13 protein-coding genes, 1 tRNA gene and 1 pseudogene are annotated in these 23,235 nt (G+C 69.8%); 7 read left to right on the plus strand and 8 right to left on the minus strand.

Going from position 1 to position 23,235, the window contains the following annotated elements:
- The 3 genes and pseudogenes from P1P70_RS17555 to P1P70_RS17565 form a co-directional block, all read left to right on the plus strand.
- Positions 1-222: pseudogene (locus P1P70_RS17555) on the plus strand (xylose isomerase); the annotation flags it as partial.
- The gene (locus P1P70_RS17560; RefSeq protein ID WP_319238372.1) at positions 219-1,631 is read left to right on the plus strand and encodes an alkaline phosphatase family protein; all 1,413 of its coding nucleotides are present in this window, start codon (positions 219-221) and stop codon (positions 1,629-1,631) included. The pseudogene P1P70_RS17555 and the gene P1P70_RS17560, both read left to right, overlap by 4 nt.
- Positions 1,632-1,717: 86 nt before the next feature.
- Positions 1,718-2,770 carry a sugar phosphate isomerase/epimerase gene (locus tag P1P70_RS17565; protein WP_319238375.1) on the plus strand — a complete coding sequence of 351 codons (1,053 nt, stop codon included), beginning with the start codon at positions 1,718-1,720 and terminating at the stop codon, positions 2,768-2,770.
- Positions 2,771-2,866: 96 nt separating this feature from the next.
- Here the strand turns inward: P1P70_RS17565 and P1P70_RS17570 are convergent, their stop codons facing one another.
- From P1P70_RS17570 to P1P70_RS17585, 4 genes are all read right to left on the minus strand, one after another.
- Positions 2,867-4,255 carry an OFA family MFS transporter gene (locus tag P1P70_RS17570; RefSeq protein ID WP_319238377.1) on the minus strand — a complete coding sequence of 463 codons (1,389 nt, stop codon included), beginning with the start codon at positions 4,253-4,255 and terminating at the stop codon, positions 2,867-2,869.
- 118 nt (positions 4,256-4,373) lie between these two features.
- Positions 4,374-6,518: an acetate--CoA ligase family protein gene (locus P1P70_RS17575; RefSeq protein WP_319238380.1), complete on the minus strand. Its 2,145-nt coding sequence runs from the start codon at positions 6,516-6,518 to the stop codon at positions 4,374-4,376.
- A gap of 3 nt (positions 6,519-6,521) precedes the next feature.
- Complete coding sequence (gene frc, locus P1P70_RS17580; RefSeq protein WP_319238383.1) at positions 6,522-7,787, minus strand: formyl-CoA transferase; 1,266 nt, start codon at positions 7,785-7,787, stop codon at positions 6,522-6,524.
- A gap of 10 nt (positions 7,788-7,797) precedes the next feature.
- Positions 7,798-9,483, minus strand: coding sequence for a thiamine pyrophosphate-binding protein (locus tag P1P70_RS17585; protein ID WP_319238386.1), 1,686 nt, complete (start codon positions 9,481-9,483; stop codon positions 7,798-7,800).
- 143 nt (positions 9,484-9,626) lie between these two features.
- Between P1P70_RS17585 and sucC the strand changes: the two genes are divergently transcribed.
- The 4 genes from sucC to P1P70_RS17605 all read left to right on the plus strand — a co-directional run bounded on the left by sucC (position 9,627) and on the right by P1P70_RS17605 (position 13,568).
- Entirely contained in the window at positions 9,627-10,757 is a 1,131-nt protein-coding gene (sucC, locus tag P1P70_RS17590) for an ADP-forming succinate--CoA ligase subunit beta (RefSeq protein ID WP_192359308.1), read from the plus strand.
- Between the two features lie 11 nt (positions 10,758-10,768).
- Entirely contained in the window at positions 10,769-11,653 is an 885-nt protein-coding gene (gene sucD / locus P1P70_RS17595; RefSeq protein WP_319238390.1) for a succinate--CoA ligase subunit alpha, read from the plus strand.
- An 88-nt stretch (positions 11,654-11,741) separates the two neighbouring features.
- On the plus strand, positions 11,742-13,310 hold the full coding sequence (locus tag P1P70_RS17600) for an aldehyde dehydrogenase family protein (protein WP_319238393.1): 1,569 nt from the start codon (positions 11,742-11,744) through the stop codon (positions 13,308-13,310).
- A 173-nt stretch (positions 13,311-13,483) separates the two neighbouring features.
- A tRNA-Leu gene (locus tag P1P70_RS17605) sits at positions 13,484-13,568 on the plus strand.
- A gap of 281 nt (positions 13,569-13,849) precedes the next feature.
- Here P1P70_RS17605 and P1P70_RS17610 read toward each other — a convergent pair.
- The 4 genes from P1P70_RS17610 to P1P70_RS17625 form a co-directional block, all read right to left on the minus strand.
- Entirely contained in the window at positions 13,850-14,548 is a 699-nt protein-coding gene (locus P1P70_RS17610; protein ID WP_319238397.1) for an HNH endonuclease, read from the minus strand.
- Between the two features lie 44 nt (positions 14,549-14,592).
- Positions 14,593-15,969, minus strand: coding sequence for an AAA family ATPase (locus tag P1P70_RS17615; RefSeq protein WP_319238400.1), 1,377 nt, complete (start codon positions 15,967-15,969; stop codon positions 14,593-14,595).
- 97 nt (positions 15,970-16,066) lie between these two features.
- Positions 16,067-18,208 carry a UvrD-helicase domain-containing protein gene (locus P1P70_RS17620; RefSeq protein ID WP_319238403.1) on the minus strand — a complete coding sequence of 714 codons (2,142 nt, stop codon included), beginning with the start codon at positions 18,206-18,208 and terminating at the stop codon, positions 16,067-16,069.
- Positions 18,208-23,235, minus strand: a 5,028-nt coding sequence (locus P1P70_RS17625; RefSeq protein ID WP_319238406.1) for a helicase-related protein, incomplete at its 5' end; no start/stop codon positions are given. The genes P1P70_RS17620 and P1P70_RS17625, both read right to left, overlap by 1 nt.

Raw genomic sequence — 23,235 nt, forward strand, 5'->3', positions numbered from 1 at the left:
CCCCTCACCTCCACACTCCCGGTCCTCAAGACGGCCCTGGCCCACCTGGTCGGCGGCGCCCACCCCCTCACCCGCCATCTGGAGGTCGAGACCTACACCTGGCAGGCGCTGCCCAGCGAACTGCGCCCCAGCACCCGCGCCCAGCTCGCCGACGGCATCGCCGCCGAACTCGCCCTCGCCCGCGACCTGCTGACGGACCTCGGTCTCAAGGAGCTGCCATGACCCCCGAGGCAGCCTTCCCTTCGCGACCCGATGCCGGGCCCACCCCCCTCCTCGTCCTGGACGTCGTCGGCCTCACCCCCCGTCTCCTCGACCACATGCCCCACCTCAAAGCCCTCGGACAGTCCGGCTCCCGTGCTCCGCTCGGCACCGTCCTGCCCGCCGTCACCTGCACCGCCCAGTCCACCTTCCTCACCGGCACACTCCCCGCCGAACACGGCATCGTCGGCAACGGCTGGTACTTCCGCGAACTCGGCGACGTCCTGCTCTGGCGCCAGCACAACGGCCTCGTCGCCGGCGACAGACTCTGGGACGCCGCCCGCCGCGCCCACCCCGGCTACACGGTCGCCAACATCTGCTGGTGGTACGCCATGGGCGCCGACACCGACATCACCGTCACCCCCCGTCCGATCTACTACTCCGACGGCCGCAAGGAACCCGACTGCTACACCCGGCCCCCGGCCCTGCACGACGAACTCACCGCGAAACTCGGCACGTTCCCCCTGTTCCACTTCTGGGGACCGGGCGCCGACCTGGTCTCCAGCCGCTGGATCATCGACGCGACCCGCCACGTCGTCCGCACCCGCCGCCCCGACCTGGCCCTGTGCTACCTCCCCCACCTCGACTACGACCTGCAGCGCTTCGGCCCCGACGACCCGCGCTCCCTGAAGGCGGCCGCCGACCTGGACCAGGCCGTGGCACCCCTGCTCGACGACGCCCGCGCGGAAGGCCGAACCGTCGTCGCGCTCTCCGAGTACGGCATCACCCGCGTGAACCGTCCCGTCGACATCAACCGCGCCCTGCGCCGCGCAGGCCTCCTCGACGTGCACACCCAGGACGGCATGGAGTACCTCGACCTGATGGCCTCACGCGCCTTCGCGGTCGCCGACCACCAGATCGCCCATGTGTACGTACGCCGCGCCGAGGACATGGACGCCACCAGGGAAGCCCTCACGGACCTGCCCGGGATCGATCAACTCCTCGACGACGAGGGCAAGAAGGCCCATCACCTCGACCATCCGCGCTCCGGCGAGTTCGTCGCCGTCGCGGAGCCGGACGCCTGGTTCACGTACTACTACTGGCTCGACGACGACCGCGCGCCCGACTTCGCACGCACCGTCGAGATCCATCGCAAACCCGGCTACGACCCGGTCGAGCTGTTCATGGACCCGCTCGACCCGCTGGTGAAGCTCAAGGCGGCCACGGCACTGGCCCGCAAGAAACTCGGGCTGCGCTACCGCATGGCGGTCGTGCCGCTGGACCCCTCGCCTATTCGCGGCAGCCACGGCCGCCTTCCCACGAGCGACGACGACGGTCCGCTCATCATCTGCTCCACCCCCCGAGCCGTCGGTGACCGCGTGGCGGCCACCGATGTGAAAGCACTCCTGCTCCGACTTGCCGGTCTGTCCTGACCGGTGCCCAGGACCCACAGGTCCTGACTGGTCACAAGTGAAGCACTCACCACTGACAACGCCCGCCCACCCAGAGGAGTTCCAGCATGAGCCGCACCCACCAGCCGGATCCCGAACTCACTCACCGCCTCAGCAGACGAGGCATGCTCGGCGTGGCCGCCGGCGCCACGGTCGCCGCCCTGCTGGGCGCGGCCGCCCCGGCACAGGCCGCGGGGACCGAGGCCGCGACCGCCACCGGAGCCACGGGCAAGGGCCGGGGCCGCCCCGTCCTCCCGCCCGGCCGCCTCGGCATCCAGCTCTACAGCCTGCGCGACAAGGTCTCCACCCTCGGCTTCGCCCCCGTCTTCGCCGAGCTGGAGAAGTACGGCTACGACGAGGTCGAGTTCGCCGGCTACACCCAGGGCTCGGCGGGCCCCATCACCCTCGCCCAGCTCAAGCGCCTGGCCCGCAACCACGGCCTCACCCCGATCGGCAGCCACGTCGGCTACTACGCGAGCGACCCGAACGCGTACACCTTCGCCCAGAACCTCACCAAGGTCCTCGACGACGCCCAGGCCCTCGGCCTCAAGCACATCGGTACCGCCGCCGGTCCCTTCCGCTACGGCATGACCGTCGACGCGATGAAGCGGGCCGCCCACGAGTTCAACACCTACGGCGCCGCTGCCAGGGCGCGGGGCATGAAGTTCTACCAGCACAACCACTCCGAGGAGTTCTCCTTCGCCACCGACAACCCCAAGGTCCGCCTCTACGACGTGCTGCTCCGGGAGACCGACCCCGACCTGGTCTTCCTGGAGATGGACATCTTCTGGGCGTACGTGGCCCAGTTCCGGTTCTCCAAGCGGCCCGACGGCACCTCCGCGCCCTTCGAGCCCCTCGACTACGTCCTGCGCCGCCCGAACCGCTACCCGCTCTTCCACGTCAAGGACGGCGACAGCGACCCGTCGAACCCCTTCGGCTACCGCATGGTCGACGTCGGCGACGGCGACATCGACTACCAGAAGTTCATCTCGGCCGTCACCCGGCTGAAGGGCCACCGGCTCGCCCACCACTGGCAGGCCGAGCACGACAACCCCGCCGAGTCCTTCACCTTCGCCCGCCGCTCCAGCGAGCACCTGCACTCGCTGCGGGAGAAGTGCTGACCGGCACCGGACGACAACGGCAGCAGGCGGCCGCCCCGTGGTCCCGTACCACGGGGCGGCCGCCTGCTGCCGTACGCGGAGGCGTCAGGCCACTTCTCAGGCCACTTCGTCACCGAGCGGACGCGGGTTGGGAGCGATGTGCCGGGAGCGGGGCCGCCCCGGCGGATGCAGGAAGATCGCCACGAACCCGGCGAACAGCGAGATGGAACCGGCGAGCACGAAGGCGCCCGCGTAGTCCCAGGCGCCCACGACCACGGCGCCCATACCGGAACCGAGCAGGCCGGACACCAGCTTGGAGCTGTAGACCAGACCGTAGTTGGAGGCGTTGTTGTTCTCCCCGAAGTAGTCCGCGGTCATCGCCGCGAACATCGGGAAGATGGCGCCGCCGCCGAAGCCGGAGATGCTGGAGAACACCAGGAAGAGCGGCAGGTTGCCGATGTTGCCGGACCACAGGATGCCGTACTGGGACAGGCCCAGCACGATGCAGACGAAGATCAGGCACTGCTTGCGGCCGTAACGGTCGGAGAGCCAGCCGATGACACCGCGTCCCGTGCCGTTGACGATCGCCTTCAGGGACATGGCGGTGGCCACGATCCCGCCCGCGAAGCCCGCCTCGTTGCCGAACGGCACCTGGAAGGCGATGCCGAAGATGTTCACACCCGAGGTGCACAGCAGACAGAACCACATCAGCGCCACCCGGCCCGTGCGCCAGGCCTCGCTCGGCGTGTACTGCTTCACAGCCGGCGGGTTCTTCTCCATTGCGCGCCGCGCGCGCGGGTCGTCCGGCTTGCGCAGCGGGTCGACCTCGGCCGGCCACCAGTTCTTCGGCGGGTCCTGGAAGAAGTAGCCCGCCACGGCGACGACCGCCGCGAGGAACACACCGACGCAGACGAGCACCCAGCGGAAGTTCGTCAGGTCCATGTAGCCGGTGAAGATGAACACGAAGGGCACCGAGCCGTAGGCGAAACCGCCGTTGACGAAGCCGGTCTTGCCGCCCTTGCGCTCCGGGTACCACTTGCCGACCATGTTCACGCAGGTCGCATACACCATGCCGGCGCCCATACCGCTGAACATGCCGAACCCGATGTACGCGACGACGACGTGCGGTGCGAACGCCAGGGACACGTATCCGAGCAGGGTGCCGACGGCGCCCAGCATCATCGCCCAGCGGGCGGGCAGTTTGCCGCTCTCGCGCAGCTTCCCCGCCGGGAAGGCCACCGCGGCCTGGAAGAACACCCAGACGCCCAGCATCCAGAAGATGTGCTGGTTGCTCCAGCTGTGCGCCGTGTGCAGGGTCTCCTCGGCGGACGCGAACGCGTACTCCGCCGAGCTGATGCCCATCATGCCCACCCACGGCAGGATGACCATCCACTTGCGTTTGCGCCCCATGATGTCCAGGTCGGACTCGCCGATCCGGTACATCCGGCCGTTGGCGTCCGTCACCTCCCGGTAGGGGACGGGTGTGGAGATGTCAGTTGTTGCCATGTCGATCGAACCCTCCGCGTGGAAGAAGTCTGGCCAGCGCCCCCTGTCCGTGCTTCTTTGCGCCGGGGCCCGCGGTGAGCGGTCGCCGCAGGCCCCGTGGTTCGAGCAGTCGCTCAGCTCATCGACCGCCCCCCAACAGCCCTGCGGCGCGCGCCCAGCGGTACTTCGCGCCGAGCACCGCCACCGGCTTCTCGGTCGTGTACGGGTACGCCACGACTCCCCGCTCGAAGAGGTACTGGCAGGCCTCCTCCACCTCGACATCGCCCGCGAGCGAGGCCACGACCGGCTTCTCGACGCCCCGTTCGCGGAACTCGGCCACCACACGCGCGGTGAGCTCCGCGAAGACCATCGGGGGAGTGACGATGGTGTGCCAGTAGCCGAGGACGAGCGCGTGGATGCGCGGGTCCTCCAGGCCCAGCCGGATCGTCGCCTCGTACGTCGACGGAGGCTCGCCGCCGGTGATGTCGACCGGGTTGCCGGCCGCCCCGAACGGCGGGATGAACTTCCGGAACGACGCGTCCAGGTCCGGCGGGATCTCCATCAGGTGCAGCCCGTTGTCGGTCACCGCGTCCGACAGCAGTACGCCACTGCCGCCGGCCCCCGTGATGATCACGACGTTGTCGCCCTGCGGAGCGGGGAGCACCGGCAACGCGCGCGCGTACTCCAGCATGTCGTTCAGCCCCGGCGCCCTGATGACACCCGCCTGCTTGAGGATGTCCTCGTACACGGCGTCGTCGCCCGCCAGCGCGCCGGTGTGCGAGCCCGCCGCCTTCGCCCCGGCGGCCGTACGGCCCGCCTTCAGGACCACGACCGGCTTCTTCGGGACGGTCGCCCGCGCCGCCTCCACGAAGGCCCGTCCGTCCTTCAGATCCTCCAGGTGCATCGCGATGCACTCGGTGTGCGGGTCCTCGCCGAACCAGGTGAGCAGGTCGTCCTCGTCCAGGTCCGACTTGTTGCCGAGCCCGACGATCGCCGACACGCCCGTCTTCGTGGTCCGCGCGAAGCCCAGGATGGCCATGCCGATGCCGCCGGACTGCGAGGTGAGCGCCACCCCGCCCTTGACGTCGTACGGCGTGCAGAACGTTGCGCAGAGGTCCTGCCAGGTCGAGTAGTAGCCGTAGATGTTCGGCCCGAGCAGCCGGATGCCGTGCCGTTCGGCGATGGCCACGATTTCGTCCTGCAGCTCGTGCTCGCCGGTCTCCGCGAAACCCGAGGGGATCAGTACGGCGTTGGGGATGCCCTTGCGACCCACCTCCTCCAGCGCCGAGGCCACGAACTTGGCGGGGATCGCGAAGATCGCCACATCCACCTCACCGGGAACGTCCGTGACACTCTTGTACGCCTTGCGGCCCAGAATGTCATCGGCCTTGGGGTTCACCGGATGGATCTCGCCGGCGAAACCCCCGTCGACGAGGTTGCGCATCACCGAGTTGCCGATCTTGCCCTGTTCGTTGGAGGCCCCGACCACGGCCACCGACGCGGGCTGCATCAGCCGCCGCATCGACGTGAGGATCTCCTCGCGCGTGTACCTGCGCCTCGGCTTCGGCACCGACTCCGCGAGGATCACCCGGATGTCCGCCGCGACCGCGCCCTCCGGCGTCGCGATCACCGGGTTGAGGTCCACCTCGGCGATCTCGGGGAAGTCCGCGACGAGTTCGGAGACCCGGCGGATCTGCTCGGCGATCGCCCACCGGTCCACCGCCGCCGCCCCGCGCACCCCGCGCAGGATCTCCGCCGCGCGGATCGAGTCCAGCATGGAGAGCGCCTCGTCCGCGTCGACCGGCGCGAGCCGGAACGTCACGTCCTTGAGGACCTCGACCAGGACCCCGCCGAGCCCGAACGCGACCACCTTCCCGAACGTCGGGTCCGTCACCGCCCCGACGATGACCTCCTGCCCCTTCGGCAGCAGCTCCTGCACCTGGACGCCCTCGATACGGGCACCGGGGGCGTACGCGCGCGCGTTGTCGACGATCGTGTGGAACGCGGCCCGTACGTCACCGGCGCCTTCCACTCCGACGATCACACCGCCCGCGTCGGTCTTGTGGAGGATGTCCGGCGACACGATCTTCATCACCACCGGCCCGCCGAAGCGCGCCGCGTACGACACCGCCTCGTCGACGTCCCGCGCCAACGCCTCGCCGGGTACGGCGATCCCGTACGCGTCGGCGATCACCTTGCCCTCGGGAGCGGTCAGCGCGCTCCGGCCCTCGGCCCGTACGGCGTCGAGGAGCCCGCGCACCCTCAGCACCCGGTCTTCGGCCATCAATCAGATCACTCCGTTCGACTTGAGCAGGCGCAGCTCCTCGTCGCCGAGCCCCAGCTCACCGACGTAGACCTCTTCGTTGTGCTCGCCGAGCAGCGGTGAACTGACCACGTCCACCGGGGAGTCGGACAGCTTCAGCGGGCTGCCGACGGTCACGAACTCGCCGCGCTCGGGGTGCGGCACGGTGACGACCATCTCGTTGGAGACCAGCGACTCGTCCTCGATGATCTCCTTGGTGGAGAGGATCGGCCCGCACGGGATGTTGTGGGCGTTGAGCCGCTCCAGCACCTCCCACTTGGGCAGGGTGGACGACCACTCCTCGATCAGCTGGAACATCTTGTTGAGCTTGGGGAGGCGGGCCTCCGGCGTCGCCCACTCGGGGTCGTCCGCGAGCTCCGGCCGGCCGATGAGTTCGCTGAGCGGCTGCCAGCCGACGGGCTGGACGATGACGTACACGTAGTCGTTCGGGCCGCCCGGCGCGCACTTGACGGCCCAGCCGGGCTGGCCGCCGCCGGACGCGTTCCCGGACCTGGGAACCTCGTCGCCGAAGTCGTCGTTGGGATATTCACGGAGCGGGCCATGTGCCAGCCGCTGCTGGTCCCTCAGCTTCACCCGACAGAGGTTGAGGACGGCGTGCTGCATGGCCACGTTGACCCGCTGGCCGCGCCCGGTGCTCTCCCGTTGGTAGAGCGCCGCGAGGATTCCCGCCACGGCGTGGATGCCCGTGCCCGAGTCCCCGATCTGGGCCCCCGTCGCCAGCGGCGGTCCGTCCTCGAAGCCGGTCGTCGCCATGGACCCGCCCATGGCCTGCGCGACCACCTCGTACGCCTTGAAGTTGGTGTACGGACCGTCCCCGAACCCCTTGATGGAGGCATAGACGATACGCGGATTGATCTCCTGGATGCGGTCCCAGGTGAAGCCCATGCGGTCGACCGCGCCCGGTCCGAAGTTCTCGACCATGACGTCGGAGCGCCGGATCAGCTCGGTGAGGATCTCCTTGCCGCGCTCGGTCTTGGTGTTGAGGGTGATGCTCCGCTTGTTGCAGTTGAGCATCGTGAAGTAGAGGGAGTCGACGTCCGGGAGGTCGCGCAGCTGCTTGCGCGTGATGTCCCCGGTCGGCGCCTCCAGCTTCACCACGTCCGCGCCGAGCCAGGCGAGGAGTTGGGTGGCGGACGGGCCGGACTGGACGTGCGTCATGTCGAGGACGCGGATGCCTTCGAGAGCCTTGGTCGACGTGCCTGCGCCGGACGTTGCTGCGGTGGGGGTCATCGGGGGCACCTCACTTGTACATCGTCTGGTTCATGGTTCCGGGGGCGTACGCGTCCGGGTCGACCCAGACGTTGATGAGCGACGGCTTGCCGGACTCGCGGGCGCGCCGGAGCGCGGGGCCGATGTCGGCGGGGTCGCGGACCTCCTCGCCGTATCCGCCCAGCATCTGGGCGAACTTGTCGTAGTGGACGTCGCCGAGGGTGTTGCCGACGCGCTCGCGTTCCTCGCCGTACTTGGCCTTCTGGCCGTAACGGATCTGGTTCATGGAGGAGTTGTTGCCGATGATCCCGACGAAGGGGAGGTCGTAGCGGACGAGGGTCTCGAAGTCCCAGCCGGTGAGGGAGAAGGCGCCGTCACCGAAGAGGGCCACCACCTCCTTGTCGGGCCGTGCCTTCTTGGCGGCGAGCACGAAGGGGACGCCGACGCCGAGGGTGCCGAGGGGGCCCGGGTCCATCCAGTGCCCGGGTGACTTGGGCTGCACGACCTGACCGGAGAAGGTGACGATGTCGCCGCCGTCGCCGATGTAGATGGAGTCCTCGGTGAGGAAGTCGTTGATCTCGCTGACCAGCCGGTAGGGGTGGATCGGCGAGGCGTCCGACTTCAGGCTGGGCAGCCGCTTCTCGATGGCGGTCTGTTCGGCGGCGCGCAGCTCGTCGAGCCACTCCTTGCGCTTCGACGCGCCTCCGTTGATGCGTCCGGAAGCCGCCTCCGTCACGGACTTGAGCACAAGACCCGCGTCGCCGACGATTCCGAGGTCGATGTCGCGGTTCTTGCCGACGGTCCGGTAGTCGAGGTCGATCTGCACGACGGTCGCGTCCTGCGACAGCCGCTTGCCGTAGCCCATGCGGAAGTCGAAGGGCGTGCCGACGATGACGATGACGTCGGCGTTGGAGAAGGCGTAGCGGCGGGAGAGCTGGAAGTGGTGCGGGTCGCCGGGCGGCAGGGTGCCGCGCCCCGCGCCGTTCATGTACGCCGGGATGTTGAGCGTGCGCACCAGCTCGATCGCGGACTCGGTGCCGCGTGTGGTCCACACCTGGCTGCCCAGCAGGATCGCGGGCTTCTCGGCGTGCACCAGCAGGTCGGCGAGCTTCTCGATCGCCTCGGGGTCACCGGCGGAGCGGGTGGAGGCACGGTAGGCGCCGGCCTTCGGCACGCGCGCTTTCTCCACGGGCACCTTGGCGTCGAGGACGTCGCGCGGGATCTCCAGGAAGGAGGGCCCCGGAGCCCCGTGGTAGCACTCGCGGAACGCCATCGACACCATGTCGGCGGCGCGGGCCGTGTCCGGCACGGTCGCCGCGAACTTGGTGATCGGCGTCATCATGTCGACGTGCGGCAGGTCCTGGAGGGACCCCATCTTGTGCTGGGTGTGCGCGCCCTGACCGCCGATCAGCAGCATCGGGGACTCCGCGCGGAAGGCGTTGGCGACACCGGTCACGGCGTCGGTCGTACCGGGGCCGGCGGTGACGACCGCGCAGCCGGGCTTGCCGGTGATGCGGGCGTAGCCGTCGGCGGCGTGGGCGGCGACCTGTTCGTGGCGTACGTCGACGACCTCGATGCCCTCGTCGACGCAGCCGTCGTAGATGTCGATGATGTGGCCGCCGCACAGGGTGTAGATGACCTCCACACCCTCCGCTTTGAGTGCCTTCGCGACGAGGTGACCACCGGAAATGAGGTCCTGGCTGTTGCCGTCGGGCATGGCGAAGTCCTGTCCCTTCGTAGGGGATTGGAGTGTGCTCGCGTTGATTGCATACAGTCGACGAATACTGTATGAAGCTTGTTATCCCGCATCCGGTGGGTGGTGTCCAGGGGGCGTGCGGCACTTTTGAGTCAGGAGCCGGAATGGACCTGTTCGAGCACCAGGCAAGGGAACTCTTCGAGGAACACGGCATCTCGGTGCCACGGGCGGAGGTCACCGACTCGCCCAAGGAAGCCCGCGAGATCGCCCGCCGACTCGGCGGACGCGTCGTCGTCAAGGCTCAGGTGAAGACCGGCGGACGCGGCAAGGCGGGCGGGGTGAAGCTCGCGGCCGACCCCGCAGCCACCGAGCTGACCGCACGGCAGATCCTCGGCATGGACATCAAGGGCCACACGGTCCGCACAGTGATGATCGCCGAACCCGTGGCGATCGAGAGCGAGTTCTACGTCTCCTACGTCCTCGACCGCGCCGTCGGCCGCTTCCTCGCGATCGCCTCGGCCGAGGGCGGCATGGACATTGAGGAGGTGGCGGCGAGCAGGCCCGAGGCCGTGGCCCGGATCCCGATCGACCCCGTAGAAGGCGTCACCTCCGCGAAGGCGTCCGAGATCGCCGAGGCGGCGGGCCTGCCCCCGCAGACCGTCGACGTCCTGATGCGGCTCTGGCAGGTGCTGACCCGCGAGGACGCCCTCCTCGTCGAGGTCAACCCGCTCGTCCGCACCGAACAGGGCGGCATCCTCGCCCTCGACGGCAAGGTCACCCTGGACGACAACGCGAGCTTCCGGCAGACCCGTTGGGGAGACGAGGGCTTCGCGCACGACGACCCGCTGGAGGCCGCTGCCGCCGCCAAGGGCCTCAACTACGTGAAACTGGACGGCGAGGTCGGCGTCATCGGCAACGGCGCCGGACTCGTCATGTCGACCCTCGACGTGGTCGCGGGTTGCGGCGCCCGCCCCGCCAACTTTCTCGACATCGGCGGCGGCGCCTCCGCGCAGATCATGGCCGACGGCCTGTCCGTCATCCTCTCCGACCCCGACGTGAAGTCCGTCCTCGTCAACGTCTTCGGCGGGATCACCGCCTGCGACGCCGTCGCCGACGGCATCGTCCAGGCCCTGGACAGCGTCCAGTTGACCAAGCCGCTGGTCGTCCGCCTCGACGGCAACAACGCCGTACGCGGCCGGTCGATTCTCGACGACCGCGACCACCCCCTGGTCCACCAGGCCACCACCATGGACGGCGCCGCGCGCCGCGCCGCCGACCTCGCCCACGCGAACTGAGGAGCCCGGACATGGCCATCTACCTCACCAAGGAGAGCAAAGTCCTCGTCCAGGGCATGACCGGCGGCGAGGGCATGAAGCACACCCGCCGCATGCTCGCGGCCGGCACGAACGTCGTCGGCGGCGTCAACCCCCGCAAGGCCGGCCGCACCGTCGACTTCGATGACCGAGCCGTCCCCGTCTTCGGCTCGGTCGCCGAGGGCATCGAGGTCACCGGCGCCGACGTCACCGTCGTCTTCGTCCCGCCCGCCTTCGCCAAGGCGGCCGTCGTCGAGGCCGCCGACGCCGGCATCGGCCTCGCCGTCGTCATCACCGAGGGCATCCCCGTCCACGACTCGGTCGCCTTCACGGCGTACGCGCGGTCCCGGGGCACCCGGATCATCGGCCCCAACTGCCCCGGCCTGATCACCCCCGGCCAGGCCGACGCCGGCATCATCCCCGCCGACATCACCAAGCCGGGACGCATCGGCCTGGTCTCCAAGTCCGGCACCCTCACCTACCAACTCATGTACGAGCTGCGCGACATCGGCTTCTCCACCTGCGTCGGCATCGGCGGCGACCCCGTCGTCGGCACCACCCACATCGACTGCCTCGCCGCCTTCCAGGACGACCCCGACACCGAACTGATCGTCCTCATCGGCGAGATCGGCGGCGACGCCGAGGAACGGGCCGCCGCGTACGTCCGCGACCACGTCACCAAGCCCGTCGTCGGCTACATCGCCGGGTTCACCGCCCCCGAGGGCAAGACGATGGGCCACGCCGGCGCGATCGTCTCCGGCTCCTCCGGTACGGCGCAGGCGAAGAAGGAGGCCCTGGAAGCGGTCGGCGTGCGGGTCGGCAGCACTCCCACGGAGACGGCCCGCCTGGTGCTCGCCGCCCTGGAGGCCGAGGGCTGACCTTTCGCGCACCGCACCTGCTCGCCCGGCCCCGCACGGGGCCGGCGCACCTCCCGCCCCCGACTGTGCACCGAGAGCGGAGACACCCATGGCACCACCCACCCTCACCCCCGCCACCCTCACCCTGAAGTCCGGCACGGCCTGGACCGACGCCTGGCGGCGATGCATGGCCGTCGCCCCCGAGGCCTTCCGTGACGACCGGGTCCTCAACCTCTGGAACGGCTCCTGGCAGGCCGACGGCCGGGCACTCCCCGCCACCAGCCCCGTCGACGGCAGCCCCGTCGCGGGCCCGCCCCGCCTGGACGGCACCACCGCGCACCGGGCGGTCAGGGCCTCCCTCGACCAGCACCGCGCCTGGCGCCACGTCCCCCTCGCCGAACGCCGCGCCCGGGTCGCCGCCACCCTCGACGCCCTCACCCAGCACCGCGAACTGCTCGCCCTGCTCCTCGTCTGGGAGATCGGCAAGCCCTGGCGGCTGGCGCAGGCCGACGTGGACCGGGCCATCGACGGCGTCCGCTGGTACGTCGACGGCATCGAACCCATGGTCGAGGGGCGCGTCCCCCTCGACGGCCCGGTCTCCAACATCGCCAGCTGGAACTACCCGATGAGCGTGCTCGTCCACGCGATGCTGGTCCAGGCCCTGGCGGGCAACGCCGTCATCGCCAAGACCCCCACCGACGGCGGCGTCGCCTGCCTCACCCTCGCCGCCGCGCTGGCCGCCCGCGAGGGCATCCCCGTCACCCTCGTCAGCGGCAGCGGACGCGAGCTGTCCGAGGCGCTGGTCCGCGCCCCCGAGATCGGCTGCGTCTCCTTCGTCGGCGGCCGCGACACCGGCGCCGCGGTCGCCACGGCCGTCGCCGACCTCGGCAAGCGCCACATCCTGGAACAGGAGGGCCTGAACACCTGGGGCATCTGGAACCACACCGACTGGGACACCCTGTCCGCCGTCATCCCCAAACTCTTCGACTACGGCAAACAGCGCTGCACGGCGTACCCGCGCTTCGTCGTCCAGCGCGAACTGTTCGACGAGTTCCTCGCGGCGTACCTCCCGGCGGTCCGCACCCTCCGGGTGGGCCATCCGCTGGCCGTGGAGCACCCGGACGACCCGTACCCGACGCTCGACTTCGGCCCCGTCATCAACGCGGCCAAGGCCAAGGAACTCACCGACCAGGTAGCCGAGGCCGTCGACCGGGGCGCCGTCCCGCTGCACCGGGGCCGGCTCGCCGACGCGCGCTTCCTGCCGGGCCAGGACACCGCCGCGTACGTCCAGCCCGTCACCCTCCTCGACCCGCCCCCGTCCTCCCCGCTCCACCACGCGGAACCCTTCGGCCCGGTCGACACGATCGTCCTGGTCGACACCGAGGCCGAGCTGCTCGCCGCGATGAACGCCTCGAACGGCGCGCTCGTCGCCGCCCTGTCCACCGACGACCGGGCGACGTACGAGCGGCTCGCACCCCAGATCCGGGCGTTCAAGGTCGGCCACGGCAGGCCCCGCTCCCGCGGCGACCGCGACGAGCTCTTCGGCGGCTTCGGCGCCTCCTGGCGGGGCGCCTTCGTCGGCGGCGACCTGCTCGTCAAGGCGGTCACCCGGGGCCCGGCGGGGGAGCGGCTGCCGGGGAACTTCCCCGAGTACCACCTCATGCCGTCCGTCGCCTGACCCGGCCGGAAAGTAACCGTCCGATCACCCGAGGTGAGGTCGTGCGACCCTGCTCGCAGGGCTCGCACGACCCCGCCCGGAGCCCGGATATGCAGGTGAAGGGCGCTCCGAAACCTTGGTATTGTTGTCCATGTCGCCGCGGGGAACACCCCCGGCCAGGCGGCAGACACCTGGTCCGGGTGGCGGAATGGCAGACGCGCTAGCTTGAGGTGCTAGTGCCCTTTATCGGGCGTGGGGGTTCAAGTCCCCCCTCGGACACATCGCATCGCAGGGACGTTCACGAGATCGTCCCGAGGCGTTCACGAAATACCGGTCGAGTCATGTGACTCACCGGTATTCGTCGTTTCTGGGGCCTTGAGCCTCGTGATGGGCTCGATGAGGGGGTGAGGCGGTGGCGGTCCGGGTACTGCGCCTCTCACCTGCGGAAACAGGACATGCTTGCGCGACGGCTGGTAGCCGTGGCGCAGGCATGTGGGGTTTTCTCCTTGACCACGTCAGGGGGCTTATCCAGCGAGAACCCGCTGGTGCCGGGCGCCGACTCAACAGGTGCCCAGCAGCCCGGTACGGATCACCGGATCGCGAAGCAGAGCGAGGGTGTCGGTCTCGTCCGTGAAGATGTCCGCGGCGCCCGGGGCGACTGCCTGGTGGAACATCGCATGAACAACGTCGGCGGTGGGCTGCTCCCAGATGGTCGCCGCACAGGCTGCCGCTTCCTCCAGGTCGTCCTTCTCGAAGGCGGCACGCCACTTGTCCAGTAGGAGCGGGGTGATCCGATACGCGTTGCGCCGTCCCCGGACGAGAATGCTCCGATTGAGACGAAAAACCTTGATCGTCGCGGTACCCCTGTCTGTGAGGTCGAGGTAGTCGCCGGCAGCTAGCGAGAGGTGCAGGTGCGGAGCAGGATCCTCAGAGCTCGGGTCGATGAGCAGAGGCGTGCCGTCGCCGGCGAGGGGGAAGAGGTCACGCTTGAGGTGGCTGTTGCACAGGGAGCATGCCAGGAGGTGGTTGTTCCAGTCGAAGGTCCGTAACGGATTGACATGGACGGGCTCGAAGTGGTCGATGTCGGTGCCCTGGTTGTCCCCGCAGTACATACAGCGTTCCAACCCTGGCGCCATCTCCGCGAGGGCGCTTTTCAGTACTGGGTGTATGTGCCTCCGGACGGTCGTGTGCTTCCATAACTGCTTGGCTCGCTGCTTGGGAACGGCGGCCTGACCGATGTCGCCGGCGTAGCCGGCCATTGAAGTCAGCGTTGGCTGTGGGAGTGTCACCCTTGTTACACGGATCATGAATCGCGCCGCGGGCGGCGGGACTTGAGCCGGGCTGCGATTTCATCGACGCGAGTAGCCGGGGAACTGGCCAACTTGCGCTTCAGGTGGCGGTACTGGGCCTTTTCCTCGTCGCTGGCCCTGCCCCGAACCACGTCCAGTTCGAGAGCGAGGAGTTCCTCCCGCTTCTGTTCGGCCCGGTCCGAATAGGGGGTGTCGAGCCCGAACAGGTCCGAGAGTACGGCGTCGTCGCCGCTGCCGAAGATGACGCGGTCGTAGAGGTGCTCGGGCACCACCTCCACAGGACCCTCCTCGTCCGGACCCGGCAGCCGGATCAGACCCCCCGGGTCCGCAGCCTGGCAGATGTAGGGGCTGTGCGTGGTGACGACGAACTGGATGTTCGGGAAGTGCGCCTTCAGCCAGCCGCCGATGCGCTTCTGCCAGGAGACGTGCAGGTGGGCGTCGATCTCGTCGATGATGACGACCCCTGGACTCGGAACGTTCGGTGTGCCGTCCGTCGTGTCGAGGACGAGTTGGCCGTAGGCGTCGTGGATCTGCTTGAGAATGTCCACGACGAGGGCCGCCACCGTTCGGTAACCGTCGCTCATCTCCCGCAGCGGGAAACGATGGTCTCGGTTGACCACCCACAGGCCCTCGGAGTCGACGCTGTCGATCCGGTAGTCGTCGGGCAGCAGGTCGTCGCCCAGGATGGCCAGGGCGGCCGCCTTGAGGTCCCGGGCGCCGTCCTTGTCCTCGAATGCGCGCAGGTGCTGTTCGATGAGCCAGCTCACGCCTTCCGCCAGCGACGCGTCCTCGTGGAAGAGGCTCGTCAGCCGGGCGACCGCACCTGAGCTGGACATCAACCGCTGGATGTCGCTCGAGCCCCCGGCGAGCCTGCGGAAGGGCCCGTACCCCGCGCAGAACCATCCCACCGGGTTGTCCGCCCATGGGCCGCGCTGGGCGACGGGGCGTTCCTTTTGGTAGCCGATGGTGTTCAGCGCCGGCTGCCCTGCCCTGCTGGAACCCGGCTTGCCGGACAGTGACGTCTGCTCGGCCGCGGTCCAGCGCAGCCCTGCCCAGATCGGCCGGACCGGACGCCGCCCCGTGGTGAACTGATCCTGCTCCGGGTCATGGACCAGGCACACCTCGGCCTTCGCCACCGTCTGGTCCCGCGAGACCCACGTGTCGAAGCCGGGGACGAGACTGCGGGCCACGGCGGGTCCGCTGATCGTCAGGGCGACCGCGCGCAGCAGGGTCGTCTTCCCTGAACCGTTGCGGCCCGCCAGCACCGTCCAGCCGGCGTATGAGCCGTCAGGCCTGGTCAGGTCCAGGTCGACGTTACGCGCACCGTGGAACGACCTGATGTTCCGTAGGCGAAGGTTCTTCAGGTACATGTCTCGTCCGCCCGGATCCCGTTCTGAGGTGAGAGCCGGACGACGGCCGGCTCCGTGGTGACTCTAACGCGGCGGCGTTGTGCCGAGTCACCGCAGGTCAGTGGCTTCCCTCCAGGAACGGGCTGCGGGGTCCCGCCCAGGTGATGGAGAGCTGTTCGCGTGCCCTGGTGGCCGCGACGAACAGCAGCGAGCGCTCGCGCTGCAGGTCACGGTCGTGTTGGGTACGGTCCTCGGAAACCGGGGTGACAGCGCCGGACTGCGGCACGTAATCCGCCCCCACTCCGATGATCGCGACCGCCCGGTACTCCAAACCCTTGATCCGGTGCATCGTCATCACGTGCACCCCGGAACCGATCGCCGGAGTCTGCCGCGGCTTCACCCTGACCGCCTTGATCCCCGCACCGTGCAACGCCTGAACCGCCGCGTCCGCGAGCTTGTTGGTCCGGGCGGTGACGACGATCTCGTCCTCCTTGAGACCTTCGCCCAGCCACTCCTCGATCCGTCCGGCCAGGCCCGCGAGCTCGGCGGCCGTGGAGGAGTACTCGATCAACTCGGGCTTCGCTCCGCCGAGAACCGACCGGTAGCCGCCCAGGTCCTCGGTGGCGTCGTCGAGATCGTCGAAGCTCGCGTCGCCCAGCAGGCCCAGCGAGGTTCCGAGGATCTGACGGGTCGTGCGGTAGTTGAGGGTCAGCCGCCTGGAGCGCCTTCCCCGCACGTTGATGCCATGGGCGCTCAGCGTGGTCCGGTTGTCGTAGATCCGTTGGTGGGCGTCGCCGACGATGAACAGGTCGTCCTCGCCGACCGGGACCAGCGCCCGGAGCAGTTTCCAGTGCGCGGCGTGCAGATCCTGGGCCTCGTCCACCACGATGTGCCGGTACGGTCGGCTCTCGTCGCTCCAGCCGGAGGCGATCCGGGCGGCCTGCGCGGCCAGTTGGGTGACGCCGACCTCACCGGCCGCGTCCAGCCGATGCTCGAAAGCCTCGATCAGTCCCCATACCTGCGCCCTCTCCGGGCGGTTGAGGCGCCGACCACGACCGGCCCGACTGGCGGCGAGGTACTCGTCACGGCTGCGCACGTCCTGGGCGAGCACGACCTGCTTCCATTCGGTCTCCAGGAAGCGCGCGTCCCAGCGGTGCGGCTGCTGCTCCTCGGCCAGGTCCTCCCAGCGCTTGCGGATCTCGTCGTCGCCGAGAGACTTGGGGGTCTTCGCGCCGAACGTCTCCTTGGCGATGCCGTAGGCGACCTTGTCGATGTTGCGGACGTCCACCTTCGCGGTGAGCTGGGTGCCGCCGAGGTCCTCCAGCAGCGAACGCAGGAGTTCGGCGAGGGTGGTGGTGTAGGTGGTGAGCAGAATCGCCTGGCCCGGCGGCAGCCGCTCGGCCAAGGCCTTGACCCGGTGCAGGGCGACGACGGTCTTGCCGGTACCGGGACCGCCCGTGACCCGCACCGAGCCCTTGTTGGGGGTCTTGCGCTCGGCGAGGGCGCGCTGGGCCGGGTGAAGGAAGATCCGCCAGGCCGACAGCGGCTCGGACATGATCCGGCCGAACTCGGCGACGTCGCCGGTGACGACGAAGGACTCCTTGGTCGCGGGGCGCTCGTTGGCGGCCTCGTAGTCGTCCGGGTCGACGGTGTCACTGGTCGCGGCGACGGAGCTGACCTGCTCCCAGACGGCCTCGACGGTCATGCCGTCGGCGAGGCAGAGGATCACGTCCCTGGCGAGCTTGGGCAGGTGCTCCACGAACCCGAGTATCGCGTCGATGCTGCGGATCTCACGCAACGCCGGCACGACGGAGGGATGCACGCCGAGCCGGTCGAAGTCGGCGTCGGAGACATGGGCGAAGACGGAGGGTTCCGCGGTGGCGGGGGCCTGGACGGGCTGCCCGCTCAGGGTGCCGTGGAGGCTCGCGAGGTTGATCAGCTCGACGCCGCCGGTGACCTTGTTGATGTCGAAGATGATGTGGGACGCGAGGGTGTATGCGTCGTCGTGCGGCAGCACCGCGACCAGGTAGTAGATCCGGTCGGCGTAGTGCATCAGCACCGCACGGAAGTTGTCGTTGATCCTGGCCGTGCGCACCCGCTTGTCCTCGGCGCCCTTCGGCGGCTTGAGGTTCAGCCCGTTGGCGTCCGGGTCGCGCTGCATCTTCATGATGAACTGCAGGACCTGCGCCTGGACCGACCCGTCGAGCTTGTCGTAGTACTTGCCGAAGACGTCCGCCATGACGACCTGGGCCTTGGACATCACACATTCTCCAAACGCTCGGCCAACTCGGCCACATCAACTGTCTCCGCGTGTACGACGTGCCAGCCGGCCGCCGCGAAGGCGGCGTCGCGGTGCTCGTCCGCGTCGAGGAACACCGCCACCCTGGCGTCCGGCCAGGCGAGTTCCGCCTGCTGAGCCACCCGGTCGTCGAGTTCGAAGCCGACCTCCGGGGCGCCGAAGTGACGGGTGCGGGCTTCCCGGCACAGGGCGAACAGCAGTTCCTCGGCCTGCGAGGAGGCCCACTCGACGGCCTCCGCCCACGGCTCCGGCAACTGCTCGGGCAGGCCGGTGGCGGTGGGCAGCGCACCCGTGAGGAGCGCGACCGCGTGCGGGTCCAGCTGCCCGGCCGTGGACATCGCGATCTGGTGGAACGAGCGCGGCAGCGCCGCCCCCCGGTCGCCCGTCAGCAGCTGCAGCAGATTGGACCACCGCAGCCAGTCCGCCCACCGCACACGATGGCCCGGCTCGGCGACGGCCTCGTCGCGGTCGTCCAGCACGGTGAAGGCCGACCAGGCGGACATCCCGGGCTGCCCGGTCGCGGGCTCGGCCCGCCGGTCGAGCAGCCCGATGACGCGCAGCCCGCCCAGGGTGCGGACGTCCATCGCGATAGCGTCGGCGGCGGCCGGGTCGCCGGGCACCGGGAGTGCGCCGCCCGCCAGCACGTCCGGGAGCCGCTCGCCCACCGCACGCCGGTCGATCGGCTGCCGCGCCGCTCCGCCCCCGGCGAAACCACTGATCAACGCGGCAGCCCTGCGGGACCACCGCTCCGCGTCGGGATCGGCGAGCACCGCGAGCAGCGTCTCGACCGGGTTGCGCAGCACCGGATCCAGCGTGTCGTCGGGGCGTGGGCCGCCCGTCAGCATCTGGTGGATCTGGCGGGCCGTGCGCAACGCGCCCTCCCCGAGCAGTGGTTCGGCAGGTGTGCGCACCTCGCGGTCCTCGGCGGTCCCCTCCACCGCCGCCTTCCAGGCCATGACGTCCGCGTGCGTGAACTGCCACACCTGCATGCCCTCGGCCCGAAGTGCCTCCCGCTTTGCGGCGTCGTCGGCGATCCGGTTGATGCCGGTGCTGGCGTGGAAGGCGTAGCCGTCCAGGAAGACCGCGATGCGTGTCGACGGTCCGTCGATCCGGGTCAGCAGGTAGTCCGGCTCACTGGGCGCGGAGGTCAGCTGTCGCACATGGTCCTGGAAGAGCCAGCGGGTGCCGCTGCCGTCGGGGCGGGTGAAGCGTAGTTCGTACTCCATGCCGCGCTCCCCGGCGCGGGGCGTCACCGAGCCGGACTCCGGACGGCGACTGCCCCAGTCCACGAGGGTGCGGACGAACTGCTTCTCCAGCTCGCTCTCGGCGAGCTGGTCGATCCGCACCCCGGACAGGGTGTCGACGCGCTCGGTGTCCCAGCCCGTGAGGATCTCGTCCAGGAGCTCCCTGGCGACCCGCAGCGACGCGAAGGGATGTTCACTGCTGTTGACGTGCGGCAGCAGACAGCGATGACAGGGAGTGCGCAGGTTCTCCTTGCCGCAGGGGCAGTCGCGCAGTGCGGTCTGGGCGAGGGTGAGCACCCGGTGCAGTACGGCGGCGTCGGCGAGGTGCTCCAGATAACCGGTGCCGCCCGGCATGGAGTCGTGCAGCACCAGGAAGCGGCGACGCAGTTCCCGGGTGCCGCCCGGCATGGTCGCGGGAACGACGCGCAGATGGTCCGGAGCGCCGCCGAAGTGCTTGGTTATGCCCAGCAGCAGCGCGGCCTTGAACGACACGAGCCGGGTCTGCAGTTCCATCGTGGAGACGGGCAGCAGGATCCGCAGCGCCTGCGTCGTCAGCTCGTGCGCGAGGACGAGCTTCTGCATGGAGGCCGTCTCCGCGGCGATCCCGTCGTCCTTGTGGCCGCACCAGTACGCGTGCCGGGTACCGATCCGCTCGGCGGCCCGGTCCCATGCCTGGGGGTGCACGCCGCGTACGGCCCCGCACTCCAGGCAGGTCTCGAAGCCGGGCACCTGGACATCGTCACCGGCGATCTGGTGCTCGGGGCCCGCGACGGCGGCCGGGCCCAGGTTGAGGGTGCGGATGGTGGCCACCCGCGCGAACTCCACACCGAAAGGCAACTCCCCGACCCGCTTCCAGGCGCGGAGTCCCTGCGGCTGCTCGGGGTCGATGTCCACCAGCGTGATGTCGTTGAACCGGCGCCGCTCACGCTCGTCGCGCTCGTCGGTGAGCCGTGCGTCCTCACGCCGCTCGCGGGCGGTGACCCGCTCCGGTACGAGCACGGTGTGGAGTGAGCCGGGGTCGGCGATCTGCGGGGTCTGGCAGCGCGGGCAGGCGGTGAGGTCCAGCCCGGACTCGGCGGTGGCGACGTAGCCGCACTCCGGGCACAGCCGCCACTTGGCGTAGGCGGTGTCGCCCTCGCCGGCGCCCAAATCCAGGCCGTTGATGATGTATTTGTAGCCGTCGGTGTGGAAGGTGTTGCCGGGCGCGAGTTCCAGCAGGCCCATGCGTGAGCCGCGCCCGTACTCGGTCAGCTGGTCCTGGAACTCGCCGTCGGCGTCCTTCCACCACAGGGTGGCGTCCAGGAGCGTGGCGTCGTCGTGGAGCGTGTAGTTGGGCAGCAGGCCCAGACGGACCATGGCGTTGATCGAGTTCTCACCGACCAGGGCGTCCCTGCGCCTGCTGACGGACCGGCGCTCCGCGTAGAGCTGGCGGCGCTGTTCGTCGCGTTCGCGGTCGCCGGAGGCGGTGGACAGTGCGTCGAAGGCCCGGCCGATCTGCCGGGACCGGGAGCGCAGCGCCTCAAGACGTTTGCGCCAGGCGGTGGCGGCCTGGCCGACGGTCTGCTCCAGCTCCAGCTGCGCGAACTGCCGCAGGCCCTGCTCGGCCTCGGGTGACATGCCGGGGAAGAGCTGGACGAAGGAGCCCGCGAGTTCAGCGTGGCGGGCGTGGGCGACGTCGAGGAAGCGGCGGAACCAGCCGTCCTCGGCCAGCCCCTTGGTGAAGAGCGTGCCGATGCGGTGCGGCATGGGCTCCTCGGGCATCATCGTCCCCCGCCACAGACTGCGGTCGGCGGCCCGGTCCAGCAGGAACGCCAGGTACTGGCGACGCAGGATCTCGGAGGCGTCCAGGTAGCAGTCCGGCGGGATGATCCGGCCCGCGAGCATCTCCTCGGGTGCGTGCAGGTAGTACTGGTTGCGGGCGCCGCGCGGTACGAAGGTGACGGTCAGCGAGTTGCCCGTGCTGCGGCCGGCGCGGCCGATGCGTTGCGCGTAGTTGGCGGGCGCGGGTGGGAGCGAGGCGAGCAGGACGGCCGACAAGTCACCGATGTCGATGCCGAGTTCAAGGGTGGGTGTGCAGGTCAGCACGTTGGGGTCGAAGGGCGAGGGGCGGTTCTTGAAGGCCTGCTCGACCTCCTCGCGGCGGGCTCGGCTGAGCGCGCCCGTGTGCTCGGCGGTGAGGACGTCACCGGGCCGGTCGACCGTGTAGAGGCGACGGTAGTAGTCCTCGCTGTAGTCGCGGTCGTCGGTGGTGAAGCGGCCGCCACACAGGAAACGCAGGCAGGGTGTGCCGAGCCAGTCGTCGCGTCGGCCGGGCGGGACCGTCTGCCGCCAGGTGCAGCTGTCGCAGCGGACGCCGTGGTCGTTGACGCTCGGTCCGTCGGTTCCGTCTGCCCCGCCGGCGTCGTCAGGAGACGACGGGTCGGTGGCGAGGCTGTGCACCATGATGGTGCGCGGCCTGAGGGCGAAGACGGTCGAGCCGCCGTCGGCCGGGTAGGTCGCCAGCACTTCTTGCTGCGCGAGCAGCTTCATGGCTTGTTCGGCGAGGGCACGGGCCTCGCGTCGCTCACAGCCGAGGGTCCGGTGCCCCCAGTCGGCGAACCAGGTGTTGTCGCGGGCCAGTGAGTCGAAGTCGGAGGTACCGAGGCGCCCGAGGACCGGGAAGGTGGGTGCGGCCAGACCCCGAGGGAACGCGGGCATGCCGGTGGGCCGCCCACCCCAGATCGGCCAGCGCCGGGCACCGGCCTGGGCGATGTACTCCTTCAGCCACGGGTGGAACAGCGCCCCGCGCAGCCGCATCCGCTCCAGCAGACCGCGCAGGTAGACGATGTAGTCGGCGTCGTCGGTGGGGAGGGTGATCTGCCCGGGGAGGCGCTGGTGGGCTTCCCGCAGCAGGGCTGCGACGGCGGCGGCGTCGGGAAGGTGCACCTCGGCGGCGGCGGTCCGGGTCAGTTCGAGGGTGCGGCCGAGGCGTGAGCGCAGGCCGAACTCCATCAGCGTCTGGAAGACCATGCGGTCCTGCAGCATGTACGCGCCCGCGTCGCTGAACCCGTCGCCGGAGAGCAGCGTGCGGATTTCCGGGTTGTCGCGCAGGTCGGGAGGAACGATCGAGGCGAGCTTGCTCATCTCGCCCTTCTCCGCCGCCGTCACGACTGCTTCGGCGGCGTCCGTGGCCAGGTCGTGCACGGCGACGGGGGTACCCGGCTTCAGCTGCTCGGCGAGGAGCCCGCGGAAGGTGAAGCCGAAGCTGCGGTTGGCGATGAACGCGGCCCGGTGGGTGGCGTCCTGCACGGAGTCCGTGAAGACCAGCAGCTTGCGCTCGTCCTCGGTCAGGCCGCGGTCGGAGAACAGCTGGGTGGTGGTGACGGAGGCGAGGGTGGCGGTCCCCGCACCGAGGAACCGCATGCCGTCGGTCAGGTCGCAGGAGGGGCATTTGTCGCCTGCGTTACCGGGGACGGGCCCGGCGACGGTGATCACGGGTACGGTCTCGGCGCTCGGCACCGTACGCAGCTCGGCTTCCTCGGCGTGCAGGAAGACGGCCGTGTGCTCGCCGGGCCTCGCGCGGATCATCCAGCGGACGGCCCGGTTGCCCTGGGCGGAGGCCCGGTAGATCTCCAGCGGCTTGGTCTTGAGCTGCTGCCACTCCAGGTCGGTGGAGAGCGCGGCCCAGCCGGAGCGACCGCAGTGGCGGCAGTACACGGCCGGGAGATGGGCGCGATAGGCGGGGCCGACGGGGCGGACGAAGGG

Source organism: Streptomyces sp. MB09-02B (assembly GCF_033794485.1).
In the GTDB taxonomy this organism is placed as follows: Bacteria; Actinomycetota; Actinomycetes; order Streptomycetales; family Streptomycetaceae; genus Streptomyces.